A 24,738-nucleotide genomic window follows, 5' to 3' on the forward strand; every position below is an offset into this window, starting at 1 on the left:
AGCGAGGTGTCTGCCGGACGGGAGTCCGCGCGCAATTTTTGTAACGGGTGAAGCGATGGATATGCAGGAAAACGTATAAGCATACAAACGAAGGGTCAACACAAAAATGTGATGAGCCCCCGTTTTTGCGTGATGAATTCCCACGCTTGAGACGAAAGATAATCGGGAGTGCAGGAAACCAGCGAACCGTCTGGGGATTTACAGCTTCTCGTCGATGCGGTCCCCGTGGCTTGGCGGCTGACTGGTCACCATAATGCGGAGCGGGGCTTGGCTGCGATTCATCGCCTGATGCGATTGGCCGGGAGCGATCTCAACTCCCTCGCCTGAGCGGACGGTGAACTCGTGATGCTCGATCTCCATCGTCAACTCGCCTTCGAGCACGAAGAAGAACTGACGGGCGTGAACGTGGTGGTGTCGTGCCTCGCTTGTGCCGGGAGGCATTCGCTCTTCGATGATGTTGACCTGTGGCGTTCGCACGAGGAACCAACCATCGCACTGGTTCCCCCAGGTGTAGTGCTCCGCAGATGCGGTGGAGATAACTTTGGCAGGCATCTATCTACGATGTCGGGAGAAGTGCCGCCGATGCAGGAATTTCAGAGAGGGATATTTCCATGTTTCCGCGGGGGATTTTTTTCCCGCTTTGTGGCAAGCATGTCGAGTGCGGTATTCAGTCGTCGTCGAGTCTCGCTGGGGCGTATGACCGCGTCGATATATCCGCGCTCTGCAGCGATGTAGGGATTGGCAAATCTCTCACGGAACTCGTCCACCCTGGCAGTCCGCGCCTCGGCGAGCGCTTCGAGCTTTTGTTCCTCTGTCAGTGACACTCCCTGGGGCATGACTGCCTGGGCACGACGCACGACCGTATCCAGTTCGCGTTTGTAGACGATATTGACGGCACCCTCCGGCCCCATCACTGCGATCTCCGCGGTTGGCCACGCGAGGTTGACGTCTGTCCTGAGATGCTTGGAACTCATCACGCAATAGGCTCCGCCATATGCCTTGCGAGTGATGACGGTAAGTTTAGGCACGGTGGCTTCGGCGAAGGCATACAGCAGCTTTGCACCGTGGCGAATGATGCCGCCATGTTCCTGCCGCGTGCCGGGCATGAAGCCGGGAACATCCTCGAAGGTGATGAGTGGAATATTGAAGGCATCGCAGAAACGGACAAACCGCGCGCCCTTAACGCTGGCATCAATATCGAGGACACCGGCGAGAACTGCTGGCTGATTGGCGACGATTCCCGCGGGACGGCCGTTCATTCGAGCGAAGCCGACGACAAGATTGCGGGCAAAGTGTTCGTGCACCTGGAAGAGATACCCATCGTCGACGATGCGCGTGATGACATCAACCATGTCATAGGGTTGATTGCTCTCGTCGGGGATGATGGTGTCGAGAGAAGCGTCCGCGCGGGCCGCGTCATCATTCGTCGGGCGGAGTGGAGGATCGTCAAGGTTGTTCGAGGGGATGAAGCCGACCAACTCCCGGACCATGGCCAGGCACTCTCGATCATCGTGCGCCATGAAGTGCGCCACGCCTGAGATCTCGTTGTGAGTGGTAGCGCCGCCCAGGGCATCCTTGGTCACGTCTTCGTGCAGCACCGTCTTGATAACGTCTGGCCCGGTGACAAACATGTAACTTGTGCGCTCGGTCATGAGCGTGAAATCCGTGATGGCCGGCGAGTAGACAGCACCGCCTGCGCAAGGGCCAAGGATGGCGGAGATCTGGGGTATGACTCCGCTGGACAGTGTATTCCGGAGAAATATATCGGTATAGCCTGCCAGCGAGAGCACTCCCTCCTGGATGCGCGCACCGCCCGAATCGTTGAGCCCGATCATGGGGGCACCCACTTTGATGGCGAGGTCCATGATCTTTACGATCTTGGCTGCGTTTGCCTCAGACAGGGAGCCACCAAAGACTGTGAAGTCCTGCGCGAAGACGAAGACGACTCGTCCATCGATACGCCCGTGCCCTGTGATGAAGCCGTCTCCGGGGACACGCTGCTGATCCATGCCGAAGTCGCTGGCGCGATGAGTTACGAACTTGTCTGTCTCCTCGAAGGTCCCCTCATCGAGCAGCAACTCGATTCGCTCTCGCGCGGAGAGCTTGCCTGCGGCGGTCTCTCTCGCGCGGCGCTCGGGTCCGCCACCCTCTTCAGCGATGGCGTTGCGCGCTGCCAGTTCAGCCAGCCGAACCTGTTGGCGGTTAGGTTTCGCTTGCGAGGTACTACCCTGTTCCGTTGGCGTCATAGGCAGCGATTTTAGCAGTGTGGCAGGCGTTTCGCAGTGTGAGCGGAGAGGCGAGACAGGCTCGACCCGCACCTTGTTTGGAGTTCGCTCAGACTGTATCGCCGGGCTTCGGCTTAGGAACTGCGGGATCTGGACGCACGGGGTATGGAGGTCCCTTGGCGAGGACCTTCTGAAGGCTGTCATCGTATCCGTAGATATCGTCGAAGAAGTGGACGCGACCATCCTCTTCGACCTCCGCAGTGACGTAGAAGATAACGATCGGGACAGGAGACTTGAGGTTGACCTGGTGGTTGTCGGGGCCCGAGTTCATTGCCTCGTTGACCTTATCGAGATCCCATTCCTGGCCATCCTTGTCCTTCTGATCCTGCAGCAGCCAGGCCGCCAATTCAGCAGGTTGCTGCACCCGAACGCAGCCGTGGCTGAAGTCCCGCCGTGTGCGATTGAAGAGGCTGACCGCGGGGGTTGAGTGCAGATAGATGTCGTACTGGTTGGGAAACATGAACTTGACCAGCCCAAGAGAGTTTTTGGGTCCGGGCTTCTCACGAACGATCACACCGCCCTGTGCGACCTGCTTGACCGTGTAGTTTGGGACCAGCTTCCCCTTGCCATCGATGACCTCAAAGTTCTTTGTCTCCAGATACCCATGGTTCGTCTCCATATGGGGAACCAGTTCCTTGCGGGCGATATCTGTCGGCACATTCCAGAACGGCCTGAAGACGAGATAGCGCATCATGCGCGCGAAGACGGGGGTCTGATGGTCGCCAACGACCTTACCCACCACGACCTTCATCGTGAATTGGAGCTTATGGTCCGGGTCATATCCGCGAAGAACAAATTCAGGAAGATTAACGATCAGCCGGGGATTGAGATAGGGCTCGGGCAGCCAACGCCAGCGTTCGAGAGCATCCTGAAGCTGAGCGACGCGCTTTGACATGGGCACGTTGAGGCTCTTGACTGTATCGGGCGTCAGCTTGCCGTCGACCGTCAGACCGTGCCTCTCCTGGTAGTTTCGAAGACCTTTGCTGATCTCCTTGGTGATGACATGCGGCGTTGTTTGTTCGCTCTCAGTTGGTGCTTCGATGTCTTCTTCGAGAGCGAGTCTCTGTATAAGCTGACCAGCCTCCGGATAGGGATCACCTGCCGCAAGAGGCTTGGAGACCATCGGCAGAGGCTGTTCCGCAGTGTCGCCAGCCTGACGGCGAGCCAACTCTACATAGCGGGCGAGAGCCGCTTCGGTTTGGCGGTACTGTTCGGAGTCGGGCTGCACGGTTGAGAGAAGCTTGGACACATCGGTGACATCGACCGCTTTGTCTGAGACAAACTCGGCGAGATCATATTTCTTATCGGCCACGTTGAGGCCGAAGTTGAAGTGTTGAGGATTGACCCGCCCGATGCGCAGGTCGGAGATGAAGCGCATCACCGAGACAGTCATGGCGACGTCGAACTGGGCGATAGCGTCTTCATGCCGGCTGGACAGAGAACTGATACGCGCAGGCCAGCGGGAACTGTCATAGTCCTGGGGGTTAAGACCCTTGCTGTCTGCCGTGGTGAAGGCCTGGATGAAACCCAAAGCTGCGGGAGTGGGTTTGCTGTCGCGCGTCCACGCGATCTCGTAGTTGCGATCTTCGTAGAAGGTCTTCACGAAGGGCTGGTAGTCGGATACGTTGGGCCAGCGGAGGAAGGAAAGGCTCTTTGAAGCGACCAATGGCTGGAGGTCGTCGGAGTAGTCCGTCGTATTTGGAGCCGAGGTAGTTTTGCGATGTCGATGGCATCCAGAGAGTGAAACCAGGAGAGCCAGAATAGAGACAGCACCGGCAGAACGAAGAGCAGACTTATTCAATGAGGACCCGTCCCGAAGAGAGTTTCTTCTAACAGCTATTCGCTAAGTGGTGCAGGGTGGATGATCGAACGGTTTGTTTCCAGGTACGAACGCAACGAGAGAACGGCCGCACAGACGATTCCTAGGATTGACGAGAGATCGAGTTTAAAACTGTGATGCACAATGCGGCCTGTGTGACGAGGATGAGGCCGGTGAGAGTGAGAAACAGTTTACGGTAACGCGTCTCCAGGATATCGGCGAAGACTCCTCCGAGGAATGTGAACAGGAAGGGCAGTGCCCAGAGCCAGGGGCGAGCCACGGTCTGGGTTGTGACCAGCGGGAACAGGGCCATGGCCATCAGCAACGGAGCCGTGTTTCCGAAGTAGCGGCAACGAGGCACACCGACGAAGAGAACTGCCGCGACAAAAAACGCGATCGTAATGGCGGCATTGGCAGGTTGGGTGAAAAAGATCTTCATCGGGAGAAGCGAGAACCAGAAACGGGCGCTTCCGCCGGTAAAGACATAACTGAAGGCCTGGAGGCGGAATGCGTAAAACGCAAACAGGACGAAGAGCGAGCCGACAGCAGAGAAGATGAGGGTCTGCATCACATAGCTCCGCCGGCGCTCAGCCAGATACATCATGAATATGACCGCCGCGACGAAACCTACCATGGCCGCGAGCAGATGGGCAGCGGCGGTGAGCCCGAGCGCAATAATCAGCAGCGCAATGCGCGGCCGCCACTTATGCCTCGGCCCCTGCATGGCATGGGCGACCCCCATCGCCGTGTAGACGAGACCATAGAGACCCCACATGGCCAGCACATCGTTGTTCGGAGAGACAGAGTAGCGGACGATCTCGGGACAGAAACAGTAGAGTGCGAGGGCAAAAAACCCACCTTCGTTTCCGAACAGACGCCGGGCGACCCACCAAAGTCCTGCGCCCAGCCAGAGGGCAAAGAGAACAAAAGGAAGGTGCAGCAGAAACTTGACGCTCGAGAGCTCATGCCGGGCTTCCCAGGTCGAGCCATTCAAGCTTCCGGAGGCGTAGAGCCGGTTTTCGGGGCTGCGCAGCTTGTCGACCGCCAGCAGAACCAGTCGTTGTGCGGTCAGGGGCAGGCCTGCAACCCGATAGCCGAAGGTCCCGTCGCCGTTCAGATTCCCGCAGGATGTGAAGTATCCGGCTAAAGGGGAGGGATTCTCCCACATCTCGCGTCCGCATCGGGCAAAGCGATAGTCGTCCGTGGAAAGCTGCTGGCGCGAGATGACCCACGTACATTGTGCGAGGAAGAGTAAGAGCAGCAGCGCGGCGAGCCGCTGAGGCCAACCCATTTTAAATTCAGCAAGTTTCAACCGCGATCCGCCCTCTACTTCTTCGACCAGCTGCCCTAAGACCTTATTTCTATCGTATCGTGAGAGAGATGCAGTCGCTTACTTTTACCCCCGGTCTGGCCTTCCTCTCTGCCGATTCTCCGTCGCCGCCATGGACGGTAGTCTTCGAAGATGAGGGAATCGCGGGATATTTCTACGCCTGCGATCGGTCTCAGACAACGCACGAGGAGAGCATTCTGGACGCAATGCTCATCTATAACGTCGAGGCACTAGCCAGGAGCGACGAAGAGCACAAGCGTCCGGAACCGGAACGTATCGCAGCCGTCGAGTGGTCACGGGATGGCATGCAGGCGGTCCTTTATCTCGATGGGATCCCGCAGGCTCTTTACGACTTTCGCGAGAAGGCCGGCTACTGCCGTCTTAACTTCCCGAATTTCCTCGAAGAGCAGGGCGAAACCTGGCGCAAATCTTCGCATGCCTGGTCGGAGCCTGCGATCCAGCGATTCGAGGCGGAACTGTACGGAATGGCCGGATCGCAGGATCCAAACAGCTGATCTCTGGCGAGGCGAAACAATTGCCTCCGGTATCGACCGCACTCCCGCAAAGTGGGATTGCTATAAAATGAGGATGCGGTACCCTGAATCTCCAGTACAGGCGCGCACTCCCAATTTAGACTCGCGCACGATCAGCCAGATTATTTTTGTGTCGCACCGTTTCCGCAGGACGAAGGAATCAAAGGGTTGTCCTCTTTGGCTGGCGCAGAACCAGGCAGCATCAACTATCGCGGAATCTTCGGAGCGCAGATTTGAAGGCCCCTACCCTCCATAAACACTACACTGCTCTCGACGGTCTTCGCGGTCTGGCCATCCTGCTTGTCTTTATTCGCCACTCCTTCCTTACTACCCACCTCAACTCGCTGCCTGCGCAGATCCTGGCTTGGCTGGGAAGCGGCGGATGGTTGGGCGTCGACCTGTTTTTTGTGCTCTCCGGGTTTCTGATTACGGGCATTCTGATTGATTCACTCAATAAGCCCCGGTATTTCAAAGATTTTTACATTCGACGCTCGCTGAGGATCTTTCCTCTCTTTTATGGGGTTCTGCTGCTTTGCTGGATTCTGACGCCGGTGCTGCATCTGCAGTGGCAGCTCGGTCACCTGTCCTACCTTTTCTACTGCCAGAATATTGCGGTTGACCTCAATCCGAGTTTGAGCCATGTGCCTCCGGCATTGAACCTCGAACATTTCTGGTCGCTGGCCGTTGAAGAGCAGTTTTACATGCTGTGGCCACTCACGATCTTCCTTCTGCGGGATCCGAGAAAGATCATTCGCTCCAGTCTCTCGACGATCGCCGTCGGCCTGCTGGCGCGCTGCATCCTGTTGCTGGTCTTCCCCTCCGAGAAGATCATGGAGTGGATCTACAACGGACTTCCGACCCATGCCGACGGGCTGCTGATGGGAGCCGTCTTTGCCGCCTCTATCCGAATCTGGAGTCTCGACGAGATACTTCGGCGGATGCGCTGGCCCGTCTACTTCTGCGCCGCCATCGCGGTTGCGATCGTTGCCATCTCACACCGCCTGGACTTTCACACTTACTTGATGTCTTCCGTCGGTTATACCGTCTCGGCTATCCTCTTCGGCGGTCTTCTGCTGCGGTGCCTGGCACCCGGCAGTTCAGCCCAGGCGTTCTTCAGCACGAAGATCATGCGATTCTTCGGAAAATACAGCTACGGAATCTACGTCTATCACCTGCTCTTTACGCCTGTGCTGTCTCGTCTGCTTTACCGGCTGCAAGCGCTGCTGCACTCGCGCCTGCTGGGCGCCATGGCGTACCTGGTTCTCTGGTTTGCCCTCTCTATCGCCGTTGCGGTGGTGAGCTATAAGTTCTTCGAGTCACCCTTCCTGCGACTGAAAGATCGGTTCGCACCCCCTAAAGATAAAGACCCCGACGTGATCGCGAACGATCTTACAACCGTGACTTTGGTTGGGCAGTCGGCTGTTCGCTAACCATCGATCTTTGCCGCCACGCCGAGCCTCCAACTAGAACCGCATCTCCATAAACACGTCGGCACGAACATAGGGAGATTGCTTGGGTGGAAGGTGCTGGAAGCCTAGCGACTCATAAAGGTGAATCGCGTTGGATAGCTTCTTGTTCGTCTCCAGATACAGCGAAGCTGCCCCGAGTGAGCGAGCCTGCTGAATGGTATAGGCCAAAAGGCGCCGGCCGATGCCGCGGCCCTGCCAGGTTTCGGAGATAGCCATTTTGGCGACTTCATAGACGTCCGGCGACATGGCAATCAGCGCGCAGCATCCGATCGGCTTTTCGTCAGCGACAGCAAAAAAGATGTGGCCGCCTTTGGCCAGAACGTAGCCCTCCGGGTCTCCGAGCATCTCGTTGTCGTGATCCTCAAGCCCGAAGAACTTCCGGATCCAGGCCTCGTTGAGGAGGCGGAATGCCTCGGCGTCTCCGGGCTGGAAGGCACGCAGTTGAATGGAAGCTGTGATCCCGGAGTCCTCATTGGACGGTATATCGGCAAGGCAAAGAGTCGATGACATAACCAGCTCCTTAGAGAAGAGGCTAGAGCGAGCCAAACCATACGTCCAATATATTGTTCGTTTGGATTAGGATGTTCTAGATATGGATGACCGTGACCTTGAGCTTCGTCATCTGCGCTACTTCGTTGCTGTCGCGGAAGAGCTGCACTTCGGACGGGCTGCTGCGCGGCTCCATCTCGCTCAGCCACCCCTGTCCCAACAGATTCGCAGACTTGAGGAGATCCTCGGATATCCGCTGTTTCTACGGACTTCACGCGCGGTCAGGCTGACCGCGGCCGGAGAGGTTCTGCTGGAACGGGCACGGCGAACCCTGGGAAACGTGCGCGAGGACATGGAAGAGGCTCGGAGCGTCGGGCGCGGAGATGAAGGTTTACTGAGGGTCGGGTTTATCGGGTCGGGGATGTTGACTCCGCTGCCCGCGATGCTGGGAAGTTATCGCGGCCTCTACCCGAAGGTACAGTTGCGTCTTTCCGAGTCGTACACGGCGGGGATAGCCCAGTCTCTCAGCCGCGGCACACTCGATGCGGGATTTCTGCGGGACGGCGGCCCGATAGAGGGGCTGCACGTGGAAGCGTTATTCTCTGAGCCGTTTGTGGCCGTGTTGCCGGTCACCCACAGGCTTGCCGAACGGAGCGTGATCTCCCCCGCTGATCTCCGCGATGAACCGTTCGTCTTCTTCGCTCAGGCTGCCGGAGCGCTGGCTTACGAGAAGCCGATCTCGGTGTGCGAAGAAAATGGATTCAGGCCGCGCATCGTCCAGGAAGCGCCGCAGTGGCTGACCATTCTGCGGCTGGTGGGCGCCGGACTCGGGGTTTCGATCGCACCGGCCTGTGTTCGCCAGATTGCAGGGACGGATGTCTCCTGCCCCGGTCTGCAGGGCGCGAAGGTGGTGAGCGACATCGAGCTCTCCTTCCGAAGAGGCGAAGACCGCGCGGTCGTCAATGCATTTGCCTCGGTTGCGAGAGAGAGCTTCCGAACATCCGCGCGTGCGCGGATGGATGCATCCGCCGAAATCAGCCGAGAAAAAGCTTTTCGACGTCGAGCCAGTCGTTGACGCGGCGAAAGCCCTTGACCGAGATGTTGTGCGGCGAGGTAAAGAGAATGCCCTCGCCCTGGAAGCGTCGCAGCTGCCGCGGATTGTCGTCAATCAGATAGTCAGCACGGATGATGCTCTTGTCGCCGCAATAGACGATGCGCGATGGCGGGATGAAGGGGAAGTGACGCTCAAGCCACCGGTACTTCTGGTGGAAGGAGGTCGGTACTTCCATGGCGGCCGTCGCGATGAAGATCTCGTAGCCTTGCTGCAGGCGACGCATGACGCGCTGCGCCTCCGGCATCACGGTGAGACCTTCGAAGAAGTCTTCGGAGCGAAGATACCTCTCCAGAGCGTTGTGACGATCGATGGAGACGACATCCCACAGCTTCTTGCCGTGAAGATCCTTAACTGTGAGGTTTTCGTTGTGGTCGCGGTTATAGCGCAGCAGATGCTCTGCCAGTGCATCTGCCATCACCTCATCCATGTCGACTGCGATTCGTTTCACAGCGCTCTCACGATGGAAGCGGCGATACTCTCGTTTTTGCTCGGCTTCTTCTGAGGAGCATCGCGTGCCGGGTCCCAATAGAGCAGCCGCCCGCAGGTTTCGCACGTCAGCATGGTCTCATCGTTGCTTCGATCCCGTAGATCGTTCCAACGCTGTGGCCGAACGACCATCTGGCAGGCTGAGCACTTATGGTCCACGCCTTCGGCCAGCGCTGTCCCGCGCGACTTCGCAATCCTGTCATACATTGAGAGAGCACTCTCTTCGATGGTGGAGCGCAGCTCGTTGCGCCGTGCATTTACATCCACAAGCAGAGCGCGGTGGCTCTCGGTAACCTCAGCGGCCCGGGCTTTGTCGGCGGCGTGTGCGCGAGCGAGATTTGCTACCGTCTCTTCCGCTTCGGCCTTCTGAGCTTCCAGTTGCTCGCTGCGCTCCATGCTTTCGAGCTCCGCATCTTCCAGCCTGGTGATTTCGGCCTCGGCAAAGTTGATCTCGTGCTCGAGCGCGGAGGCCTGGGTGGTAGTAGTCACCACATCCATCTGCTTGCGGAGACGAGCTGCCTTCTGCTGGTGATCTTTTACATCGAGTTCCTGCCGTCGACGGAGCGCCTCTTCTTTGCCAAGACTCTCGGTGATGGAAGCAAGGTGCTTCTGGGCCTTCTCAAGGTCTGCGGCCCGGTTTGCGACCCGCTTGGGCCACTCAGCGATCTCTTCCGTCAGCCGGCGCACCTCGAGATCAAGGCTCTGGAGAGAAATCATTTTTTCAAGATCCGGATGCATGACACCTCCCGTTTTTCGGGCCCCGGGATGTGCAGCAGACACGAAGGCCGAAAAATCGCAGTCTAGCACGCTCAGAGGAGCCGAACCAATTCAGGAACATGCAAAGCTCTGCGCCGTTGAGATGCCTGGGCGCATTGGAGGATAATTGGAGACGTTGCGAGCCGCCGCCAGCCGTGTGCACGTCCCGGGCCTTTCGGCGGCCGATGTTTCACTTGCCCTTTGGGCATCCTCCTGCACACATCCCTCTCAGGACCGGTCAGTTATATGCAACTCTGGAATGATTACGAAGGAAGAACGATTGCTGAAGCGTACCCGTTGAAGAAACTGGTTCGCCCTGAGGGAAGAAGTGCCTTCTTCCTGACTACGAACGGTACTGGCACACCGTCGATGGTCCGGCTGATTGAAGCGCACTATGACGAACCTGAGATTCTTGCCCGCTGGCGGATGGTCTCGGAGATCAACCAGGAAAATCTTGTCGCTATGCGGAAGTATGGCGAGACCGAGCTGGATGGTACGCCGTTGGTCTACGCCGTCATGGAACCGACGGAGATGAGCCTGGCGGAGCTCCTGCAGAACCGCACTCTCACGGTGGACGAGGCAAAACAGCTGGCCTCCAGCCTGATCCGGGCGCTTACCGCGCTTCACGCCCACGGTCTGGTGCATGAGCACGTTGAACCGGCAAATATTCTGGCTGCGGGGGAGACGATCAAGCTGCGGAGCGATTGTGTCCGAGAGGCCAATTCTCCGGATGATGAAGCCGAATCGAATCGCCGCAAGGCGGCGGACGCGCAAAATGTGGCCGCCGTGTTGCTGGAGGCGATGACCGGACGCCGCACGCTTCAGGGGTCGGCGACCCTTCTGCCGGCGCCCTTTGACGGCATCATTCGCAATGGCTTGAGCGGGAAATGGGGGCTCAGCGAGATGGCCGCAGCCCTCGGCCCTGTCGCCTCGCCTCAGCCTCCCGCAGCGACTCCGCGACCGATTGCCACGAAAGAGGAGCCCAAGAAGGCGGATATCGCCGCTCCGACGACTGGGTCATCAGAGACCGTAAAGGCCGCGGCCACGGCCGCAGGACCGCTGTTTGAGAGTGCGGAAAAAGCAAGGATTCCAGCAGCGCCCACGGCTTCAGAGCCGAGAGCCCCCGCGGCAGCGATTCCGGCCAGTCGGGTGGTTCCGCCTGCGCAGGCTCCAGATGTCAGGCACCGGATCGTGAAGCCTGTCGAGAAGGATCCGCGAAAGATTCAGCTCGTGGTGGTCGCGGGGCTCGTGGCTTTGTTGCTCATCTTTGTGGGATGGCGGATGATGCGAAGCTCGGAAGCCCCAAGTCCGGCAGAAAAGACGCACACGACAACAAGCGCATCCCAGCCTGCACCTGCACCAAGGGCAGCTACACCTGCCGCGACTGCTCCTGCAGGGGCGGCAAGTGCAGCTGAAGCGCCTCTCTCCGGCCGAACCCAATGGCATGTGGTCGCCTACACCTATAACCATCAGGACCAGGCGCAACAGAAGGCTGCGGAGCTGAAGCAGAGACATCCTTCGTTCAATCCGGAGGTCTTTTCTCCAACGGGGCGCGCACCCTACCTGGTTACCGTGGGGGGAGCCATGACCCGGGATCAGGCAATCGCGCTCAGGCGCAAGGCGAGGGCCGCCGGTTTGCCCCGTGACATTTACGCGCGGAACTATTCTCGCTAGACCTGCATGGGTGGGGTGCAGGCAGTTGGTCAGGCCTGCACCATGCATGAGGCAACTGCCACAAAAAAGGCGAAAAACTGAATCTCATGGCTTTGAGCGGGAATCGAACAGTCACCCATGGCGTCGAGCACCTTAGATCTACCTAACTCTCAGATAGGCAAGCAGAAGCAGAACCGGACCTCAGCTCAAGCCTGGCGGCCGAGCGTGAATCCGTGGATCGTCGCGATGACCGTTACGCTCGCGACCTTCATGGAGGTTCTCGACTCCTCGATCGCAAACGTCGCATTGCCCCATATCGCGGGAGGCCTGGGATCGACCCAGGACGAAGCGACATGGGTCCTGACGGCCTATCTGGTTGCAAATGCTGTGATTCTGCCGGCCGGCGCGTACATGACGACCTTCATAGGGCGCAAGAAGTTCTACATGATCTGCGTCGTCCTATTTGGCATCAGTTCGGCTTTGTGCGGCCTTGCCCCTTCACTCCCACTGCTTGTGTTCTTCCGCATTCTGCAGGGCATCGGCGGTGGCGGATTGGCGCCGTCGGAGCAGGCCATCCTGGCGGACACCTTCCCGCCGGAGAAGCGTGGTCAGGCATTCGCCATGTACGGTCTTGCCGTGGTGGTTGCCCCGGCTATCGGCCCTACTCTTGGCGGCTGGATCACCGATAACTACGACTGGCGCTGGATCTTCTTCCTAAACGTTCCGATCTGCCTGCTGTCCCTGTTCCTGACGTCGCGTATTGTGGAAGATCCGCCGTGGGTTTCGGAACAGGTGAAGGAGTCGCAGAAGGGTGGGATTCGTCTCGACCTGCTGGGTTTTGCGCTGCTGGGTCTTACCTTCGGCTCGCTTGAGTTCATTCTCGACAAGGGGCAGGAAGATGACTGGTTCGCCTCGAAGCTGATCACCTTCTTCATCGTCACGATGGTGGTTGCTTTCGTGGTAATGATCTGGTGGGAGCTACGGCAGCTGCGAATAGGCAATCGGCCCATCCTCAACCTGACACTATTCAAGCGACGAAACTTCGCAATCTCGTTTGGGCTGATGTTCGTTCTCGGTTTCTCTCTATATGGCACAACGATTTTAATTCCGCAGTTTGTGCAGACGCTGCTGGGTTATACGGCCGAGCTCGCGGGCATGGTGCTGTCTCCAGCGGGCTTTATGATGATGGCGATGATGCCGGTGGTGGGTATTCTTTCGAGCAAGGTGGACCCACGCAAGCTGATCGGCTACGGTTTCGCGATGCTCACGCTCTCGCTGGTGACGATGCACACGATGGACCTGGGCATAAGCTACCATCGGCTGGTCTTCCTGCGTGTCTTCCAGGCTTCCGGACTGGCGTTCCTGTTCATTCCGATCAATACGATCGCTTATATCGGGGTTAAGCAGTCGGAGAATAACGATGTCTCCGGCCTGACCAACCTGGCACGAAATATCGGAGGGTCGTGCGGTACGGCCTTCATTGCGACCATGCTGACGCGCCTGACGGCGGCCCATGAGACGAACATGGTGCGTAACCTTACGTCTGGAAATCAAGCCTTTGTCGAACAGGTGAAGCGATTGAAAGGGATGTTCGGCGGACATGCGGGTGGAAATCCCATGGTCGGACAGGCCTCACATACCGCGCAAGCATACATCTATAACCAGATGCACCGGCAGGCAGGCATGCTTGCGTACCTCGACATCATTCAGTACCTAGCGATCTTCTGCGCCTGCATGCTTCCGCTGCTCTTCTTTATCCCGAAGCCGCCGAAGCATCTGGACCCCGGGGCGGGTCACTAGATTGCGACATCAACCTACAAGGCCCGGCACATTGCCGGGCCTTCTTCTTTGCACGATCATCGCGCAGCAGGCAGGGGAAGATCGGAGTTCCAGGTGTCGACGATGCACTTCCACTTGCCGTCCGGCTGTCTCTTCCAGATCTCGAGAATCTTGCCGATATCGTGTACCGGCTGGCCCTTATCGTCGTTCATCGACATCTGGTAGGTGCCGTAGAGATAGCCAAGGTCGCTGGATTTCGCGACTTCGACCCGGGTGGGGTGCCAGGTCAGGGAGAGACCGGGGAGAGCTAGCAGACCCGCGATGCTACGGCGGATAGCAGCACTATCGTTGGCGATTGGCTGGTTGGGCGGCAGCAAGACTGCGTTGTTGGCGTAGAAGGCGTCCCAGCTGTCAATGTTCTTCGCCGCAGCGGTTTTAACCCAGTCGGCATCGAGCTGACGAATCGTTGCCTCGTCCTCGGCCCGCGCCTTAGCGATCGCGCTGGCATCGGGCGCGGCTGGCTGGCAGCCAGCAATGGTGAACAACAGCGTCATGCTCAGAAATAGAGGTCCCGTTGGTAAGGCCGTCTTGGAAGGCTTCCGCATGAAGATCCTCCGACTGGTATTTGTTCCAGTCGGAGGACTATATCGCACGAACTGAGATTGCAACACGCCTTTTCCTTGAGTTGGTCTACTTCCTCCTGCTGAGATCTGATCGGTCGGGGTAGTCAATGTCGACCCATTTCGATCCGTGAGTTAGGCCAGTCGCACGGAGTGTTAGCGAACCCGTTATTTCGATGAACCAAGTTCCAGGTGGTCGACACCTTTGAGCGTTGCTCCCATCTTGCCCTGCACGTCAAAGACGATCACCTGATTCTGTCCTTTGGAGAGCCACGGTGCAGGAGCATAGAGCGCCTTTTGAGGGCCGATGTTCCAGATTCTCCCCAGCGCGTGGTCGTTCAGCCACAGCTGCCCTTTCGTGAACGCGGAGGTGTCGAGGAACGTATCTGCCGTGTTCGTAAGATCGAAGTTGCCGCGATAGAAGCACGGTCCCTCGCAGGGCTTCTTCATAAACGGAAGCTTGTCAACATGGGTTATGGTCAGCGGGTAGATCTCCCAGTCAAGAAGCGGCTTACCGGCGAGAGTAACCTGATGGGTGATACCTGCGCTCTCTCCGCCGATCGTCTTGCCGAAGTTCACGCGGCCAGTGTTCTCCACGAGGATATCGAGCTGGGCACCCGCACTCGCATGCACTGAGACACGGTCCTGTTTCAGGCGGCGGTCGATTGTTCCCTGCAGCTTCTTATTCACGTAGATCTGTGCGTAGCTGTGCAACTGATCGAGCACCAACTCGCCCGCAGCATCTCCGGTGAGATGTGTGCGATAGAGGATGTAGCCGTAAGCTTGCCCGATCTCTTCCATGCTCTTAATCTGTTCTGACGAGATGGCGAGGGGCAGGTTGTCCCACAGCGATGCCGTTTCGGGCATGTCAATCGCAGGCACCGTCATCGCAGGCGCGACGTTGGGAACAGGCGGAGGTGTAATGCCGGTCGCCTTCGCAATGACGTCGCGCATGGCGAAGTACTTCGGAGTAGGACGCCCGCTCTCGTCCAGCGCAGAATCGTAGTCGTAGCTGGTTACGTCAGGCTCGTAGCTTCCCTTGCCATCGGTGTTAGCCCCGTTCATCCAGCCGAAGCTGGTCCCCCCATGGAACATATAGATACTTAATGAATATCCCTGGTCGAGCGTCCACTTCAGATTGGCGAGCTGCGCGTCGGTGTTGGTATGAGCGTGCTTGCCTCCCCAGTGATCGAACCATCCTGCCCAGTACTCGCTGTTGAAAAAAGGTCCATTGGGGCGATACTTCTTCAAGGTCGCAAACGCATCCTTCGCGTCTCCATCTTTCTCGCCACCGAAGTTAATGCCAACCGGCAGGTCGGGCAAGGAACCATCGGGAACCTGAACCGGCCCGTCGGCTGTATAGAGCTGTGACTTCGTGAATCCCGCATGCACCAGCATTTCGTGTATCTGCTGCATGTATTGATGGTCATCTCCGAACGATCCATACTCGTTCTCGACCTGCGTGAGGATGATAGGTCCCCCATTGCCGATCTGCAACGGAGCCAGCTCATTTCCGAGACGCTCAATCCATCGAGCAGCAGGCTTCATAAACTTCGGGTCAGTAGTACGTACGACTGTTGACGGATCCTTCAGCAGCCATGCAGGATAGCCTCCCCATTCCCACTCTGCGCATGCATATGGTCCCGGGCGGAGGATTACATAAAGGCCCTCCTGCTGGGCTTCGCGAACGAATTCAGCGACATCATTGTTGCCGGTGAAGTCGTAGACTCCCGGCTGCGGCTCGTGAACGTTCCAGAAGACGTAGGTCGTGATTGTGTTCAGGCCCATCGCCTTCGCCATGCGAAGCCGATCGCGCCAGTAAGCACGCGGAATCCGTGGATAGTGCATCTCGCCTGAGATGACACGAAAGGGCTTTCCATCAAGATTGAATTGCCCATTGCTGACAGCGAAAGAATGACCGGTCGCCGGTTGCGCCGCGGCGACGGAAACAAATCCGAGAAGAAGAACTAAAGCGAGAAGTTGCTGACGCAAAACGATCACCCCATAACGAGGCTTGCATCCATGGCGTTCGCGATATGGCGCCTGAGCCTCGATTTTTTATACAACACGGATGCGATCTGGTTCTTTTCGCTAGAACTTATAGACGAGGTCTACTCCAAAGAAGAGCTGGTTTCTTGCCTTGCCCCCGTTATAGCCCGGTCGATCCCACGAATGATCGAAGCGGAGTTCTGGCCGAAGCATGACGGTCGTTCCGAAGGTTTTGGTGGCATAGAGGGTGTTCTCCGTGTATTTGCCGGCAATTCCTGTGCGCTGTCCTTTCTTGTCGTTCAAAAGGCCGGATCGCATCCCGATAAACAACTTTGAATTCACCTTGCGGTTCAGATAGTTCATCGCGGCATACTCGGGTGCGAAGCAGGTCAGCTGCCCTGGAGCACAGAAGGCACCATTGGCTCCTGTCTCCGGAAGCATGGGCCGAGCCACATTGTGAGCGACGTTGGGCACGTCCCTCTCGTACATTCCCCATGCCTCGGTCGAGGTGTTCCAGCTGGCGTTGAAGCGATGGTTCCAGGTGACGTCATATTGCTGCACGTTGTTATAGGCGTACTTGCCGTCGTTGATTCCGCTCGCGCAAAGATACAGATTGTCGTGATTGGTCGAGGTGGAATAATCCACGCAGGCGATCGCTGACGGCTTGCGGTCCTCCGTCCAGGGCGCAACATCGTGACCTGCGGAGATACCCAGCTGCACCATCCATTGCGGAGTCAGCTTGAGCGTCGCAATGGCTCCTGTCTCGGTTGAAGGGGCCGCCGAGAACACAAGCGAGTGGCTGATCGTGTAGTTGCTCGGCGCAAGCTGCGTTTCGATACCGGGGAGAGCAGGGAAGCGGCCAATCCGGATGACCAGACCTTCCTTAACAGGAAGGTAGAGATCCAGAGACTCCCACAGAGGATCGAAGCCATACTGGCGGTTGTCCTCCAGCAGGAGGCTGCTTCCGTAACCCTTCGCGATGGTGTATCGATAGTCCGCGCCGAAGAAAGCCGAAAGGTGAAATCCCCAATCGAAGTGAGAGCGCTGCAGCGTATCGGGTTGGCGCTCGAACGTAAGGACGGCCTGATTCATAACCAGGCGATTGGGAACAAAGCCATACGTCAATGGATAGTTTGTATCACCAGATGTGGTGGCGTTTGCGGAGGCTTCAATCCATCCATAGAGAGCCGTTCGGCTGTTTTCCTGTTTGAGCGCAGCCATCGTCGGATACACATTTCCGTCGGGAAGCCCGATCGCGGTCGCTCCGCCGTAGGCCCAGTCCGACGACGGAAATGGAGGCGACTCAAGGGGAGCGTCCAATCCCCTGCGGGCGACCGGGGCGTCGGCGACGGGTGAGGAGGTCCAGTCGGCGATGTAAAAACTACTAAGCCGTCGCCACAGACTCGTAGTTTGCTCGAGACTGTTTCGGGATGTCGCGGTTGTGGAAGTAGGAGAGGGCACAAGGAGAGCTTCTTCCCCTGAGGCGAGGACTACAGTGCCGCGACCTGTGTCGGGGCGGTCTGCAATCTTATCCTGCGCTCGAGCGTGTTCACACCCGAACCAAAGAGTCAGGCCAAGGCAGATCGCCCAGCCGATCCAACAGCTGTTCAAGTAAATCTTCTCCGTGGTTCTGCGGCATCACCTGAAGAGTTCCTACAGCGGAACCTGAGCCTGATTCAGAAACGGAGAAAGTCTAACAGCTAGGACATTTGTCGTAATAGCGTGGAAAAATCTGTATAGACAATCAGTCTGCAAAAAGAGGCCACAGTGTCTCTCGATGTACACTGCAGCCCCTTCGAACAATTCACGTCTGTCCTACACAACCGGCAGTGGATTTCGCTCAGTGAACTGAACCTGATGCCAGTAGGGATAGGCACGCTGAACATCGCTGGCCGCATTAAGTTTGGCCATGTGCTCAGGAGAAAGCTTCCATCCCACAGCTCCCAGATTCTGTTTCAGCTGCTCTTCATTCCGTGCTCCGATGATCAGCGTGGAGATAGTTGGCCGCTGCAGCAGCCAGTTCAAGGCAATCTGTGGAATCGTTTTGCCTGTCTCCTTCGAGACTTCATCCAGTGCATCGACGACATTGTAAAGATACTCGTCATTGGGTTGCGGTCCACTGTCCACAACGACCTTCGCTTGCAGGCGGCTATCCTTCGGAAGCGGCTGACCACGGCGAATCTTGCCAGTCAGACGGCCCCAGCCCAGGGGAGACCAGACCAGAGCACCGACCCCTTGATCCAGCGCCAGTGGCATCAATTCCCATTCGTAATCGCGCCCAACAAGCGAGTAGTACACCTGGTGGCCTACATAGCGCGCCCACCCGTAACGCTCACTCACGCTGAGGGATTTCATGAGATGCCATCCGGAGAAGTTTGAGCAGGCGATGTAACGCACCTTGCCTTGGCGTACAAACTGATCGAGCGTGTTCAACGTCTCCTCGACGGGAGTCGTGGCGTCGAAAGCATGCATATGGTAGACATCGACGTAGTCGGTTCCCAGCCGCTTCAGACTTCCTTCCAACTGCTGGATCATGTGATAACGGCTGGAACCTACGTTGTTCGGCCCCTCTCCGAATCGGAAGGTAGTCTTGGTCGAGATCAGAACATCTTCCCGCTTATACGCCTTGAGTGTCTGTCCGAGAGCCGTTTCGCTGCTGCCGTTGGAGTACACATCGGCTGTATCGAAGAAGTTGAGGCCCGCATCCATACAGATGCCCACGATGCGGTCGGCCTCCTGCTGTGTCGTCTCCGACCATGCCTTAAAGAACTCGTTGTTTGCTCCCAACGTTCCCGCTCCGAAGCATAGCTCCGGCACCTTCAATCCTGATCTTCCAAGCTGTCTAAATTCCATTCCTTTAGGATGCACCCGTGCTGGCAGACGCTTCAATTGCTATCGCCGCAGTCCTGCAGGATTTACCGACGCGAACCATCTTCGGAGCTTGCGAATGAAGAATATCGGTCCTGCGACCGCCATCCACTCAGACGCTCAAGCCTCGTCATTTAATAGCTCGACAGGTTTGTCGACCTGAGATTGATAGATCTCTTCGACACGATCGACGGTATCGATCTCACTGACCGGCTTATCATCGCGGATTCGGACGATCCGGGGAAATCGCAGAGCGAATCCGCTGGAGTGCCGGTCGCTGCGCATCACGTTATTGAAGGCTACCTCGAGGACTCTCAATGGCTCGACGGTGCGGAAGTAGCCATGGTCTTCGAGGGTGTGCTCCATCATCCATTCGCTCAAGCTCGCAATCTCAGCGTCGATCAAGCCGGAGTATGCTTTGCCCACGTTCAGCAGTTCGCCGGTAGTTCCATGTTGAGAGCCGCGAACCGCGAAGGTGTAGTCGCTGAGGATTCCCGCACGCTTGCCATGCCCAAACTCCGCCCCCGTGACGACCACATCAAGGGTGGCAAGCTCTCGTTTGAGCTTCAGCCATGCCAGCCCCCGCCGCCCGGGCTGATAGATGGAGTCCGCCGCCTTCAGCATCACTCCTTCGTTGGCGCGGGCCCGAGCATCTGCGTAGGCGCGATCGATGTCTTCGGCCGATTCCACCAGGCGAGACGGTGCGAGCATCAGTCTCTCCAGTCCCTCGCTTTCAGGCTCGGCGAACATTACCTCCTGCGCTCCCTTCTTTCGCTCGTCTACGCTGAGGGGTGAGCGCACCGTCGCGACAAGCTGCTCCAGCACCGCCTCCAGTCGATTGCGTCGTTCGCGCAGCGGAAGGTGAAGCAGAAGCTGGCCATCAGCGAAGATCAGATCGAAGGCCATAAAGATTACCGGGACCTGCTCTCTCCACGCGTTCGAGACACGCTTGCGGCCGATTCGCTGGCCAAGTACGGCGAAGGGCAGGGCTCGGCCTTCCCTGAAATCCCAGCCAAGGATCTCTCCGTCAAAGATCAGCGGTCCCACGCCAGTCGAGCTCACTTCAGCAAAGGCTTCTGCAAGGTCGGGATAACTCTCAGTCACATCTTCCCGGTTGCGCGAGTAGATAGAGACACGGCCCGGCTGCGTCGGATCGCCGCAATGCACCTGGGCACGCATGCCGTCATACTTGTCTTCGAGGAACGCGGCGATATGGGCGCTGACTCCAGCCTGCGGAAGAGCCTCCACCTTCTCGGCCACACTCTCGGGCAACTCCTTCGTGTCTACCTTCTTCGAATTTCGCCTTGGATTTCCGGTTCTTACGACGGGGGGTTTGCTCGTGAACCTCTCCACCGCCTCTTCGGGACTGTCGACAGGCGATGCCAACATGAAACCCAGGGGATGGAACAGCCGCATCCTGGCTTCCTCCAGGGTTCCGGCGAAGGCGCGTTGCACCGCCGAGACGAGATCTGCCTCCAGCATGACCGCGTGTCGAACGTCTGCGACGGGGACATTAGCTGCTACCCCGATAGCCTCTTCCACCAGGCTTTGCTTCACGCCGATGCGCATATCTCCGAGCATCAGTTTGAGCAGATATTTCGCTTCGAGCGGGGTGGCCCGCCGCAGTAATCCCTCTACCAGTGCCGCGCGCTGGGCTGTAGTTCGCGCAACGGCTATCGCTGCGAAGGCTTCTGCGACCTCTTCGAGCGTTAGTCCTGAATCGGTCTCCCGGCCTTCCTCCGTGGCTTCGGCGGGTGTCTTCATTTGATCTCCGAAAGGTTACAAGTCAGCTACAGCGCGATGCGAATTCTCTCGCTTACTCCACGTCCTGTTCGTCAGTTGGTGCGTTGGTTGAGTTCGAACTCTTACGGGCAGACAGCAGGTCAAAGGCTGCGGCACCGAGATCGCCGTGCCTGCGATACGCGGCGGTGAGTTCGATCTGGGTAGCCCCGCTCACTTCCAGCAGGGTCTTGGTCAGGAGTGATCCCCCGGTGTTCAGCTTTCGCGGGTCGGCCTCGGCGAACGGCGTTCCGGCCAGGTACAGGGCAAAGCGCCCAGCGCTTTCACTCCCGGGTTCCGTTGCGTGCAACCGTGAGATCACCTCTGCGATAGCAGCACGTTTCTTCAACCAGCTAGACTCACCGGCCAGGTATTCCGCCAACTCCGCAAGCTCACGAAAGGGTGCCATCGGTGATCGTCCCTGAGTAGATCTACAGTAATGGATGCAGGAAATGCCGTCGCAATCTAGAATCATCCCGTAGGGAATCAGCAGGATATGGGCCCCATCTCCATTCAAGGAGCTATTCGTGGGAAAAACATACGCCAACATCCTCGAGACGGTCGGAAACACCCCTGCCGTAAGGATCAATCGGCTCGCGCCGCCGGATGTCAATCTTTTCGTGAAGGTGGAAGCCTTCAACCCGCTTGGCTCCGTAAAAGACCGGCTGGCCGTCGGAGTGATCGAGGAGGCCGAACGCACTGGCGAGCTGAAGCCGGGCCAGACCGTGGTCGAAGCTACAAGTGGAAACACCGGAATCGGGCTTGCCATGGTCTGCGCCCAGAAGGGTTATCCGCTCGTAGTCGTGATGGCCGATACCTTCTCCATCGAACGGCGCAAGCTGATGCGCTTCCTCGGAGCAAAGGTCGTTCTTAGCCCCGCTGCAAGCCGAGGCACCGGAATGGCCGCAAAGGCAAAAGAACTGGCAGAGAAGCACGGCTGGTTCTATACCCATCAGTTTACGAACGAGGCCAACGCCGACTTTCATTCACGGACGACCGCAGTAGAGATTCTGGATGACTTTCCAAACGGCTCACTCGATTATTGGGTTACGGGCTTCGGCACGGGTGGCACGCTCAAGGGTGTAGCCCGCGTGCTCGCAAAGGAATCTCCCAACACGAAGATCATCGTATGCGAACCGGCTGACGCCCCCATGGCTACCAGCGGGATCCCGCAGCCTCGCGATGCTGAGGGCGATCCCACGGCGGGTCACCCGGCCTGGAAGCCGCACCCTCAGCAGGGGTGGAGTCCGGATTTCATCCCCAAGCTCGCGGGCGACGGACTGGCCGACAACAGGATCGACGAGATTCTCACCATCGAGAATGCCGAAGCCATGAAGTGGAGCCGGGAGCTGGCTCGCAAGGAAGGCATCTTCTGCGGTATCAGCTCCGGCGCAACCTTCGCTGGGGCGCTCCGTGTGGCCGAAAAAGCCCCGAAGGGCGCAACCATCCTCTGCATGCTGCCGGATACGGGGGAGCGCTATCTCTCGACGCCTCTCTTCGGCGATATCGCTCTCGATATGACGGACGAGGAGCTTGCAATCTCACGTTCAACCCCAAGTGCACAGATGCCAGCTGCACAGGTCTAGGAGACCATCTCTTGCCGTGATGCAGCAACATCCTGAAGCGATTTGGTGATTTCGGAGAAATCGGGATGGCGACCGCTTCTTCCATTCCCGGTTCATCTCCGGTCACTTGATAAATGTGGTGAGGCGATCGATCGGCAGCCCTCGCCGAATCTTCTGTGCCTGGCGGTGCAGATGGCGCACCGGGTCGTCTGCACCGCATGCGTCGTCCTCCTCCGATTCCTCGTCGAGCTTCTCCTCGATGACGTACTGGATCTGCGGCTCAGCGATGGCCTGCAGCTGATGCAGTGCATTGCCCAGCATGGCTCCGCTGGGGCGAAAGCCGCGACCTCTTTTGCGCCACCGATAACGTTTCCAGGTGAAGGTGAGAGCGACAAAGCACACGAATCCATAAAGACCCAGAGCAAATAGCTGGTCCAGAGACACACAGATCTCCTCATTGAGTGAAAAGCATCTCTGCCCGCGCTCGTACAGAGAGCGGCGCATATGCCAGCGCTAAGGTCTCTCGCCGGCAGCCGCAGGAGATTACGTCAGGTCAATGAAGGCGGAGGCCGCTGGAAGAGCGCCGTCCTTACAGGTCCCGCGAGCCGCAGTGTCGCCGGCGACAGGAAAGTAGCCCGTTCTCTCGTGACGGGAGCTGCAAATAGAAAGAGCGGAACAAGTATGAAGCAGATGAGGCTGGGAAGGTGATGGCTGCTCACTATCAATGTGGTTAGCAGCAGGAGCAATGTCAGCGCTGTAAAAAATCGAATGCAGGCGGAGAGCCTCGACCGCTGGTATTTGCCCATCACAGTGAGCACAGTATATGCCGGCAGGCTGAGTGTTAGGTTTACAGCAGTTTCTTCATCGCCCGTTACAGTCCTCAACGATGAAATCCGCATGGACCGATCGGCGGTGGACCGGCCCATGCGGGTGGCTGGATCTCCCGTTCTGCTACCTGTTTCCCCGCATCCGCTTATCAGGAGTAACATCTATATAGATAGCGTGCGAATCGCAGCTGCCATCCCGGTGAGCTTTCCCGGCGTGACCCACTCCCGTCACGACTTTGCCTAGCTGCGCAGACTCGCTCCTCCCGCCATCCCCCTCATTTTCATAAGCTTAGGAGTCCCCATGTTTGACCGCTTAGACCAGATGGAAGCGCGTTACGAAGAGCTTGGCCAGCAGCTTGCCGACCCATCCCTCATCTCTGACCAGAAGAAGTTTTCCGCGACAGCCAAGGCGCATCGTGAGCTCGAGCCTGTAATCGAGAAGTTCCGGGAGTATCGCAGCGTGAAGCAGGGTGTCGCGGACGCCAAAGCGATGCTCAATGAGCAGGATGAAGATATCCGGGCTATGGCCGAGGAAGAGCTGCTGACGCTCGAGCCGCGAATGGCCGAGATGGAGGAGGAGCTCAAGATCATGCTCCTTCCCAAAGACCCCAACGACGAGAAGAACATCGTCATCGAGGTTCGGGCCGGCACCGGCGGCGACGAGGCCTCGCTCTTCGCTGCGGAGGTCTTCCGTATGTATCTCCGCTTCGCGGAACAGCACCGCTGGAAGGTCGAGGTGCTCAGCGAGTCCCCGTCCGATGTGGGCGGACTAAAGGAAGTGACCGCCATCTTCGAGGGAGACAAGGTCTACTCGCAGATGAAGTACGAGTCGGGCGTTCACCGGGTGCAGCGAGTTCCGGCCACCGAAACTCAGGGCCGAGTCCACACTTCGGCCATCACTGTGGCCGTTCTGCCTGAGGCCGAGGAGGTCGACGTCAAGGTGGAGCAGAAGGACCTTCGCGTCGATACCTTCTGCTCATCTGGTCCCGGCGGACAGTCAGTCAACACGACTTACTCGGCTGTGCGTATCACCCACATCCCTACCAATACCGTCGTCAGCTGCCAGGATGAAAAATCGCAGATCAAGAATCGCGAGAAGGCAATGCGCGTCCTCCGGTCACGCCTTTACGAGGTTGAGATGGAGCGGCAACACCAGGCTCAGGCCGCCGCACGCAAATCCCAGGTGGGTTCCGGTGACCGGTCGGAGAAGATTCGCACCTATAATTTCCCGCAAAATCGTCTGACCGACCATCGCATCGGTCTGACGACCCACCAGCTGAACATGGTGATGGAAGGCATGCTGCAGCCGACGATCGACGCTCTGGTTGCGCACGATATCGCCGAAAAGATGAAGGCAGAGACCACCGCCGCCTGAGC

The 24,738-nt window shown here is 57.9% G+C and carries 21 protein-coding genes; 7 read left to right on the forward strand and 14 right to left on the reverse strand.

What is annotated here, in order from left to right:
- Positions 1-198: 198 nt before the first annotated feature.
- The 4 genes from JAO29_RS11355 to JAO29_RS11370 all read right to left on the reverse strand — a co-directional run bounded on the left by JAO29_RS11355 (position 199) and on the right by JAO29_RS11370 (position 5,395).
- On the reverse strand, positions 199-552 hold the full coding sequence (locus tag JAO29_RS11355; RefSeq protein ID WP_334268334.1) for a cupin domain-containing protein: 354 nt from the start codon (positions 550-552) through the stop codon (positions 199-201).
- 41 nt (positions 553-593) lie between these two features.
- Positions 594-2,246 carry an acyl-CoA carboxylase subunit beta gene (locus JAO29_RS11360; RefSeq protein WP_334268335.1) on the reverse strand — a complete coding sequence of 551 codons (1,653 nt, stop codon included), beginning with the start codon at positions 2,244-2,246 and terminating at the stop codon, positions 594-596.
- Between the two features lie 88 nt (positions 2,247-2,334).
- On the reverse strand, positions 2,335-4,086 hold the full coding sequence (locus JAO29_RS11365) for a L,D-transpeptidase family protein (RefSeq protein ID WP_334268336.1): 1,752 nt from the start codon (positions 4,084-4,086) through the stop codon (positions 2,335-2,337).
- Positions 4,087-4,207: 121 nt separating this feature from the next.
- Positions 4,208-5,395 (reverse strand): hypothetical protein, encoded by a 1,188-nt coding sequence (locus JAO29_RS11370; protein WP_334268337.1) that lies wholly within the window; start codon positions 5,393-5,395, stop codon positions 4,208-4,210.
- A gap of 89 nt (positions 5,396-5,484) precedes the next feature.
- Here JAO29_RS11370 and JAO29_RS11375 point away from each other — a divergent pair, with 89 nt between their 5' ends.
- Together JAO29_RS11375 and JAO29_RS11380 are read left to right on the forward strand one after the other, a co-directional pair.
- Complete coding sequence (locus tag JAO29_RS11375) at positions 5,485-5,949, forward strand: DUF2251 domain-containing protein (RefSeq protein WP_334268338.1); 465 nt, start codon at positions 5,485-5,487, stop codon at positions 5,947-5,949.
- Positions 5,950-6,200: 251 nt separating this feature from the next.
- Positions 6,201-7,397, forward strand: coding sequence for an acyltransferase family protein (locus JAO29_RS11380; RefSeq protein WP_334268339.1), 1,197 nt, complete (start codon positions 6,201-6,203; stop codon positions 7,395-7,397).
- Positions 7,398-7,430: 33 nt separating this feature from the next.
- Here the strand turns inward: JAO29_RS11380 and JAO29_RS11385 are convergent, their stop codons facing one another.
- On the reverse strand, positions 7,431-7,946 hold the full coding sequence (locus JAO29_RS11385; RefSeq protein ID WP_334268340.1) for a GNAT family N-acetyltransferase: 516 nt from the start codon (positions 7,944-7,946) through the stop codon (positions 7,431-7,433).
- An 82-nt stretch (positions 7,947-8,028) separates the two neighbouring features.
- On the opposite strand from JAO29_RS11385, the gene JAO29_RS11390 reads away from it, so the two are divergent.
- Positions 8,029-9,000, forward strand: a complete 972-nt coding sequence (locus tag JAO29_RS11390; protein WP_334268341.1) for a LysR substrate-binding domain-containing protein — start codon at positions 8,029-8,031, stop codon at positions 8,998-9,000.
- Here the strand turns inward: JAO29_RS11390 and JAO29_RS11395 are convergent.
- Both JAO29_RS11395 and JAO29_RS11400 read right to left on the reverse strand, forming a co-directional pair.
- Positions 8,960-9,487, reverse strand: a complete 528-nt coding sequence (locus JAO29_RS11395) for a 5' nucleotidase, NT5C type (protein ID WP_334268342.1) — start codon at positions 9,485-9,487, stop codon at positions 8,960-8,962. The two genes, JAO29_RS11390 and JAO29_RS11395, sit on opposite strands and share 41 nt — an antisense overlap.
- Complete coding sequence (locus JAO29_RS11400) at positions 9,484-10,242, reverse strand: zinc ribbon domain-containing protein (RefSeq protein ID WP_334268343.1); 759 nt, start codon at positions 10,240-10,242, stop codon at positions 9,484-9,486. The genes JAO29_RS11395 and JAO29_RS11400 overlap by 4 nt, the downstream gene beginning before the upstream one ends.
- Positions 10,243-10,578: 336 nt before the next feature.
- On the opposite strand from JAO29_RS11400, the gene JAO29_RS11405 reads away from it, so the two are divergent.
- Together JAO29_RS11405 and JAO29_RS11410 are read left to right on the forward strand one after the other, a co-directional pair.
- On the forward strand, positions 10,579-11,955 hold the full coding sequence (locus JAO29_RS11405) for a protein kinase domain-containing protein (protein WP_334268344.1): 1,377 nt from the start codon (positions 10,579-10,581) through the stop codon (positions 11,953-11,955).
- A gap of 225 nt (positions 11,956-12,180) precedes the next feature.
- On the forward strand, positions 12,181-13,734 hold the full coding sequence (locus JAO29_RS11410) for a DHA2 family efflux MFS transporter permease subunit (protein ID WP_334268345.1): 1,554 nt from the start codon (positions 12,181-12,183) through the stop codon (positions 13,732-13,734).
- A gap of 56 nt (positions 13,735-13,790) precedes the next feature.
- Here JAO29_RS11410 and JAO29_RS11415 read toward each other — a convergent pair whose 3' ends face one another.
- The 6 genes from JAO29_RS11415 to JAO29_RS11440 all read right to left on the reverse strand — a co-directional run bounded on the left by JAO29_RS11415 (position 13,791) and on the right by JAO29_RS11440 (position 21,378).
- Complete coding sequence (locus tag JAO29_RS11415) at positions 13,791-14,318, reverse strand: YybH family protein (RefSeq protein ID WP_334268346.1); 528 nt, start codon at positions 14,316-14,318, stop codon at positions 13,791-13,793.
- A gap of 183 nt (positions 14,319-14,501) precedes the next feature.
- Complete coding sequence (locus tag JAO29_RS11420; RefSeq protein ID WP_334268347.1) at positions 14,502-16,325, reverse strand: glycoside hydrolase family 35 protein; 1,824 nt, start codon at positions 16,323-16,325, stop codon at positions 14,502-14,504.
- A gap of 99 nt (positions 16,326-16,424) precedes the next feature.
- Complete coding sequence (locus tag JAO29_RS11425; protein ID WP_334268348.1) at positions 16,425-17,933, reverse strand: outer membrane beta-barrel protein; 1,509 nt, start codon at positions 17,931-17,933, stop codon at positions 16,425-16,427.
- A gap of 204 nt (positions 17,934-18,137) precedes the next feature.
- Positions 18,138-19,175 (reverse strand): aldo/keto reductase, encoded by a 1,038-nt coding sequence (locus JAO29_RS11430; RefSeq protein WP_334268349.1) that lies wholly within the window; start codon positions 19,173-19,175, stop codon positions 18,138-18,140.
- A 135-nt stretch (positions 19,176-19,310) separates the two neighbouring features.
- A complete protein-coding gene (locus JAO29_RS11435) occupies positions 19,311-20,954 on the reverse strand; it encodes an ATP-dependent DNA ligase (RefSeq protein WP_334268350.1) in 1,644 nt (547 codons plus the stop codon).
- A 52-nt stretch (positions 20,955-21,006) separates the two neighbouring features.
- Positions 21,007-21,378 (reverse strand): hypothetical protein, encoded by a 372-nt coding sequence (locus JAO29_RS11440; RefSeq protein WP_334268351.1) that lies wholly within the window; start codon positions 21,376-21,378, stop codon positions 21,007-21,009.
- Positions 21,379-21,496: 118 nt separating this feature from the next.
- Here JAO29_RS11440 and JAO29_RS11445 point away from each other — a divergent pair, with 118 nt between their 5' ends.
- Positions 21,497-22,555: a PLP-dependent cysteine synthase family protein gene (locus tag JAO29_RS11445; protein ID WP_334268352.1), complete on the forward strand. Its 1,059-nt coding sequence runs from the start codon at positions 21,497-21,499 to the stop codon at positions 22,553-22,555.
- Between the two features lie 102 nt (positions 22,556-22,657).
- Here the strand turns inward: JAO29_RS11445 and JAO29_RS11450 are convergent, their stop codons facing one another.
- Entirely contained in the window at positions 22,658-22,978 is a 321-nt protein-coding gene (locus JAO29_RS11450) for a hypothetical protein (RefSeq protein WP_334268353.1), read from the reverse strand.
- A 684-nt stretch (positions 22,979-23,662) separates the two neighbouring features.
- Between JAO29_RS11450 and prfA the strand changes: the two genes are divergently transcribed.
- Complete coding sequence (prfA, locus tag JAO29_RS11455) at positions 23,663-24,736, forward strand: peptide chain release factor 1 (protein ID WP_334268354.1); 1,074 nt, start codon at positions 23,663-23,665, stop codon at positions 24,734-24,736.
- Positions 24,737-24,738 lie beyond the last annotated feature (2 nt).

The sequence above is a fragment of the Edaphobacter sp. HDX4 genome (assembly GCF_036877565.1).
Taxonomy (GTDB): Bacteria; Acidobacteriota; Terriglobia; order Terriglobales; family Acidobacteriaceae; genus Edaphobacter.

Coding starts and splice junctions, on each gene's coding strand:
- JAO29_RS11355 (WP_334268334.1), bottom strand. CDS start 552: ATGCCTGCCAAAGTTATCTCCACCGCATCTGCGGAGCACTACACCTGG.
- JAO29_RS11360 (WP_334268335.1), bottom strand. CDS start 2,246: ATGACGCCAACGGAACAGGGTAGTACCTCGCAAGCGAAACCTAACCGC.
- JAO29_RS11370 (WP_334268337.1), bottom strand. CDS start 5,395: ATGGGTTGGCCTCAGCGGCTCGCCGCGCTGCTGCTCTTACTCTTCCTC.
- JAO29_RS11375 (WP_334268338.1), top strand. CDS start 5,485: ATGCAGTCGCTTACTTTTACCCCCGGTCTGGCCTTCCTCTCTGCCGAT.
- JAO29_RS11385 (WP_334268340.1), bottom strand. CDS start 7,946: ATGTCATCGACTCTTTGCCTTGCCGATATACCGTCCAATGAGGACTCC.
- JAO29_RS11390 (WP_334268341.1), top strand. CDS start 8,029: ATGGATGACCGTGACCTTGAGCTTCGTCATCTGCGCTACTTCGTTGCT.
- JAO29_RS11400 (WP_334268343.1), bottom strand. CDS start 10,242: ATGATTTCTCTCCAGAGCCTTGATCTCGAGGTGCGCCGGCTGACGGAA.
- JAO29_RS11410 (WP_334268345.1), top strand. CDS start 12,181: ATGACCGTTACGCTCGCGACCTTCATGGAGGTTCTCGACTCCTCGATC.
- JAO29_RS11415 (WP_334268346.1), bottom strand. CDS start 14,318: ATGCGGAAGCCTTCCAAGACGGCCTTACCAACGGGACCTCTATTTCTG.
- JAO29_RS11430 (WP_334268349.1), bottom strand. CDS start 19,175: ATGGAATTTAGACAGCTTGGAAGATCAGGATTGAAGGTGCCGGAGCTA.
- JAO29_RS11435 (WP_334268350.1), bottom strand. CDS start 20,954: ATGAAGACACCCGCCGAAGCCACGGAGGAAGGCCGGGAGACCGATTCA.
- JAO29_RS11440 (WP_334268351.1), bottom strand. CDS start 21,378: ATGGCACCCTTTCGTGAGCTTGCGGAGTTGGCGGAATACCTGGCCGGT.
- prfA (WP_334268354.1), top strand. CDS start 23,663: ATGTTTGACCGCTTAGACCAGATGGAAGCGCGTTACGAAGAGCTTGGC.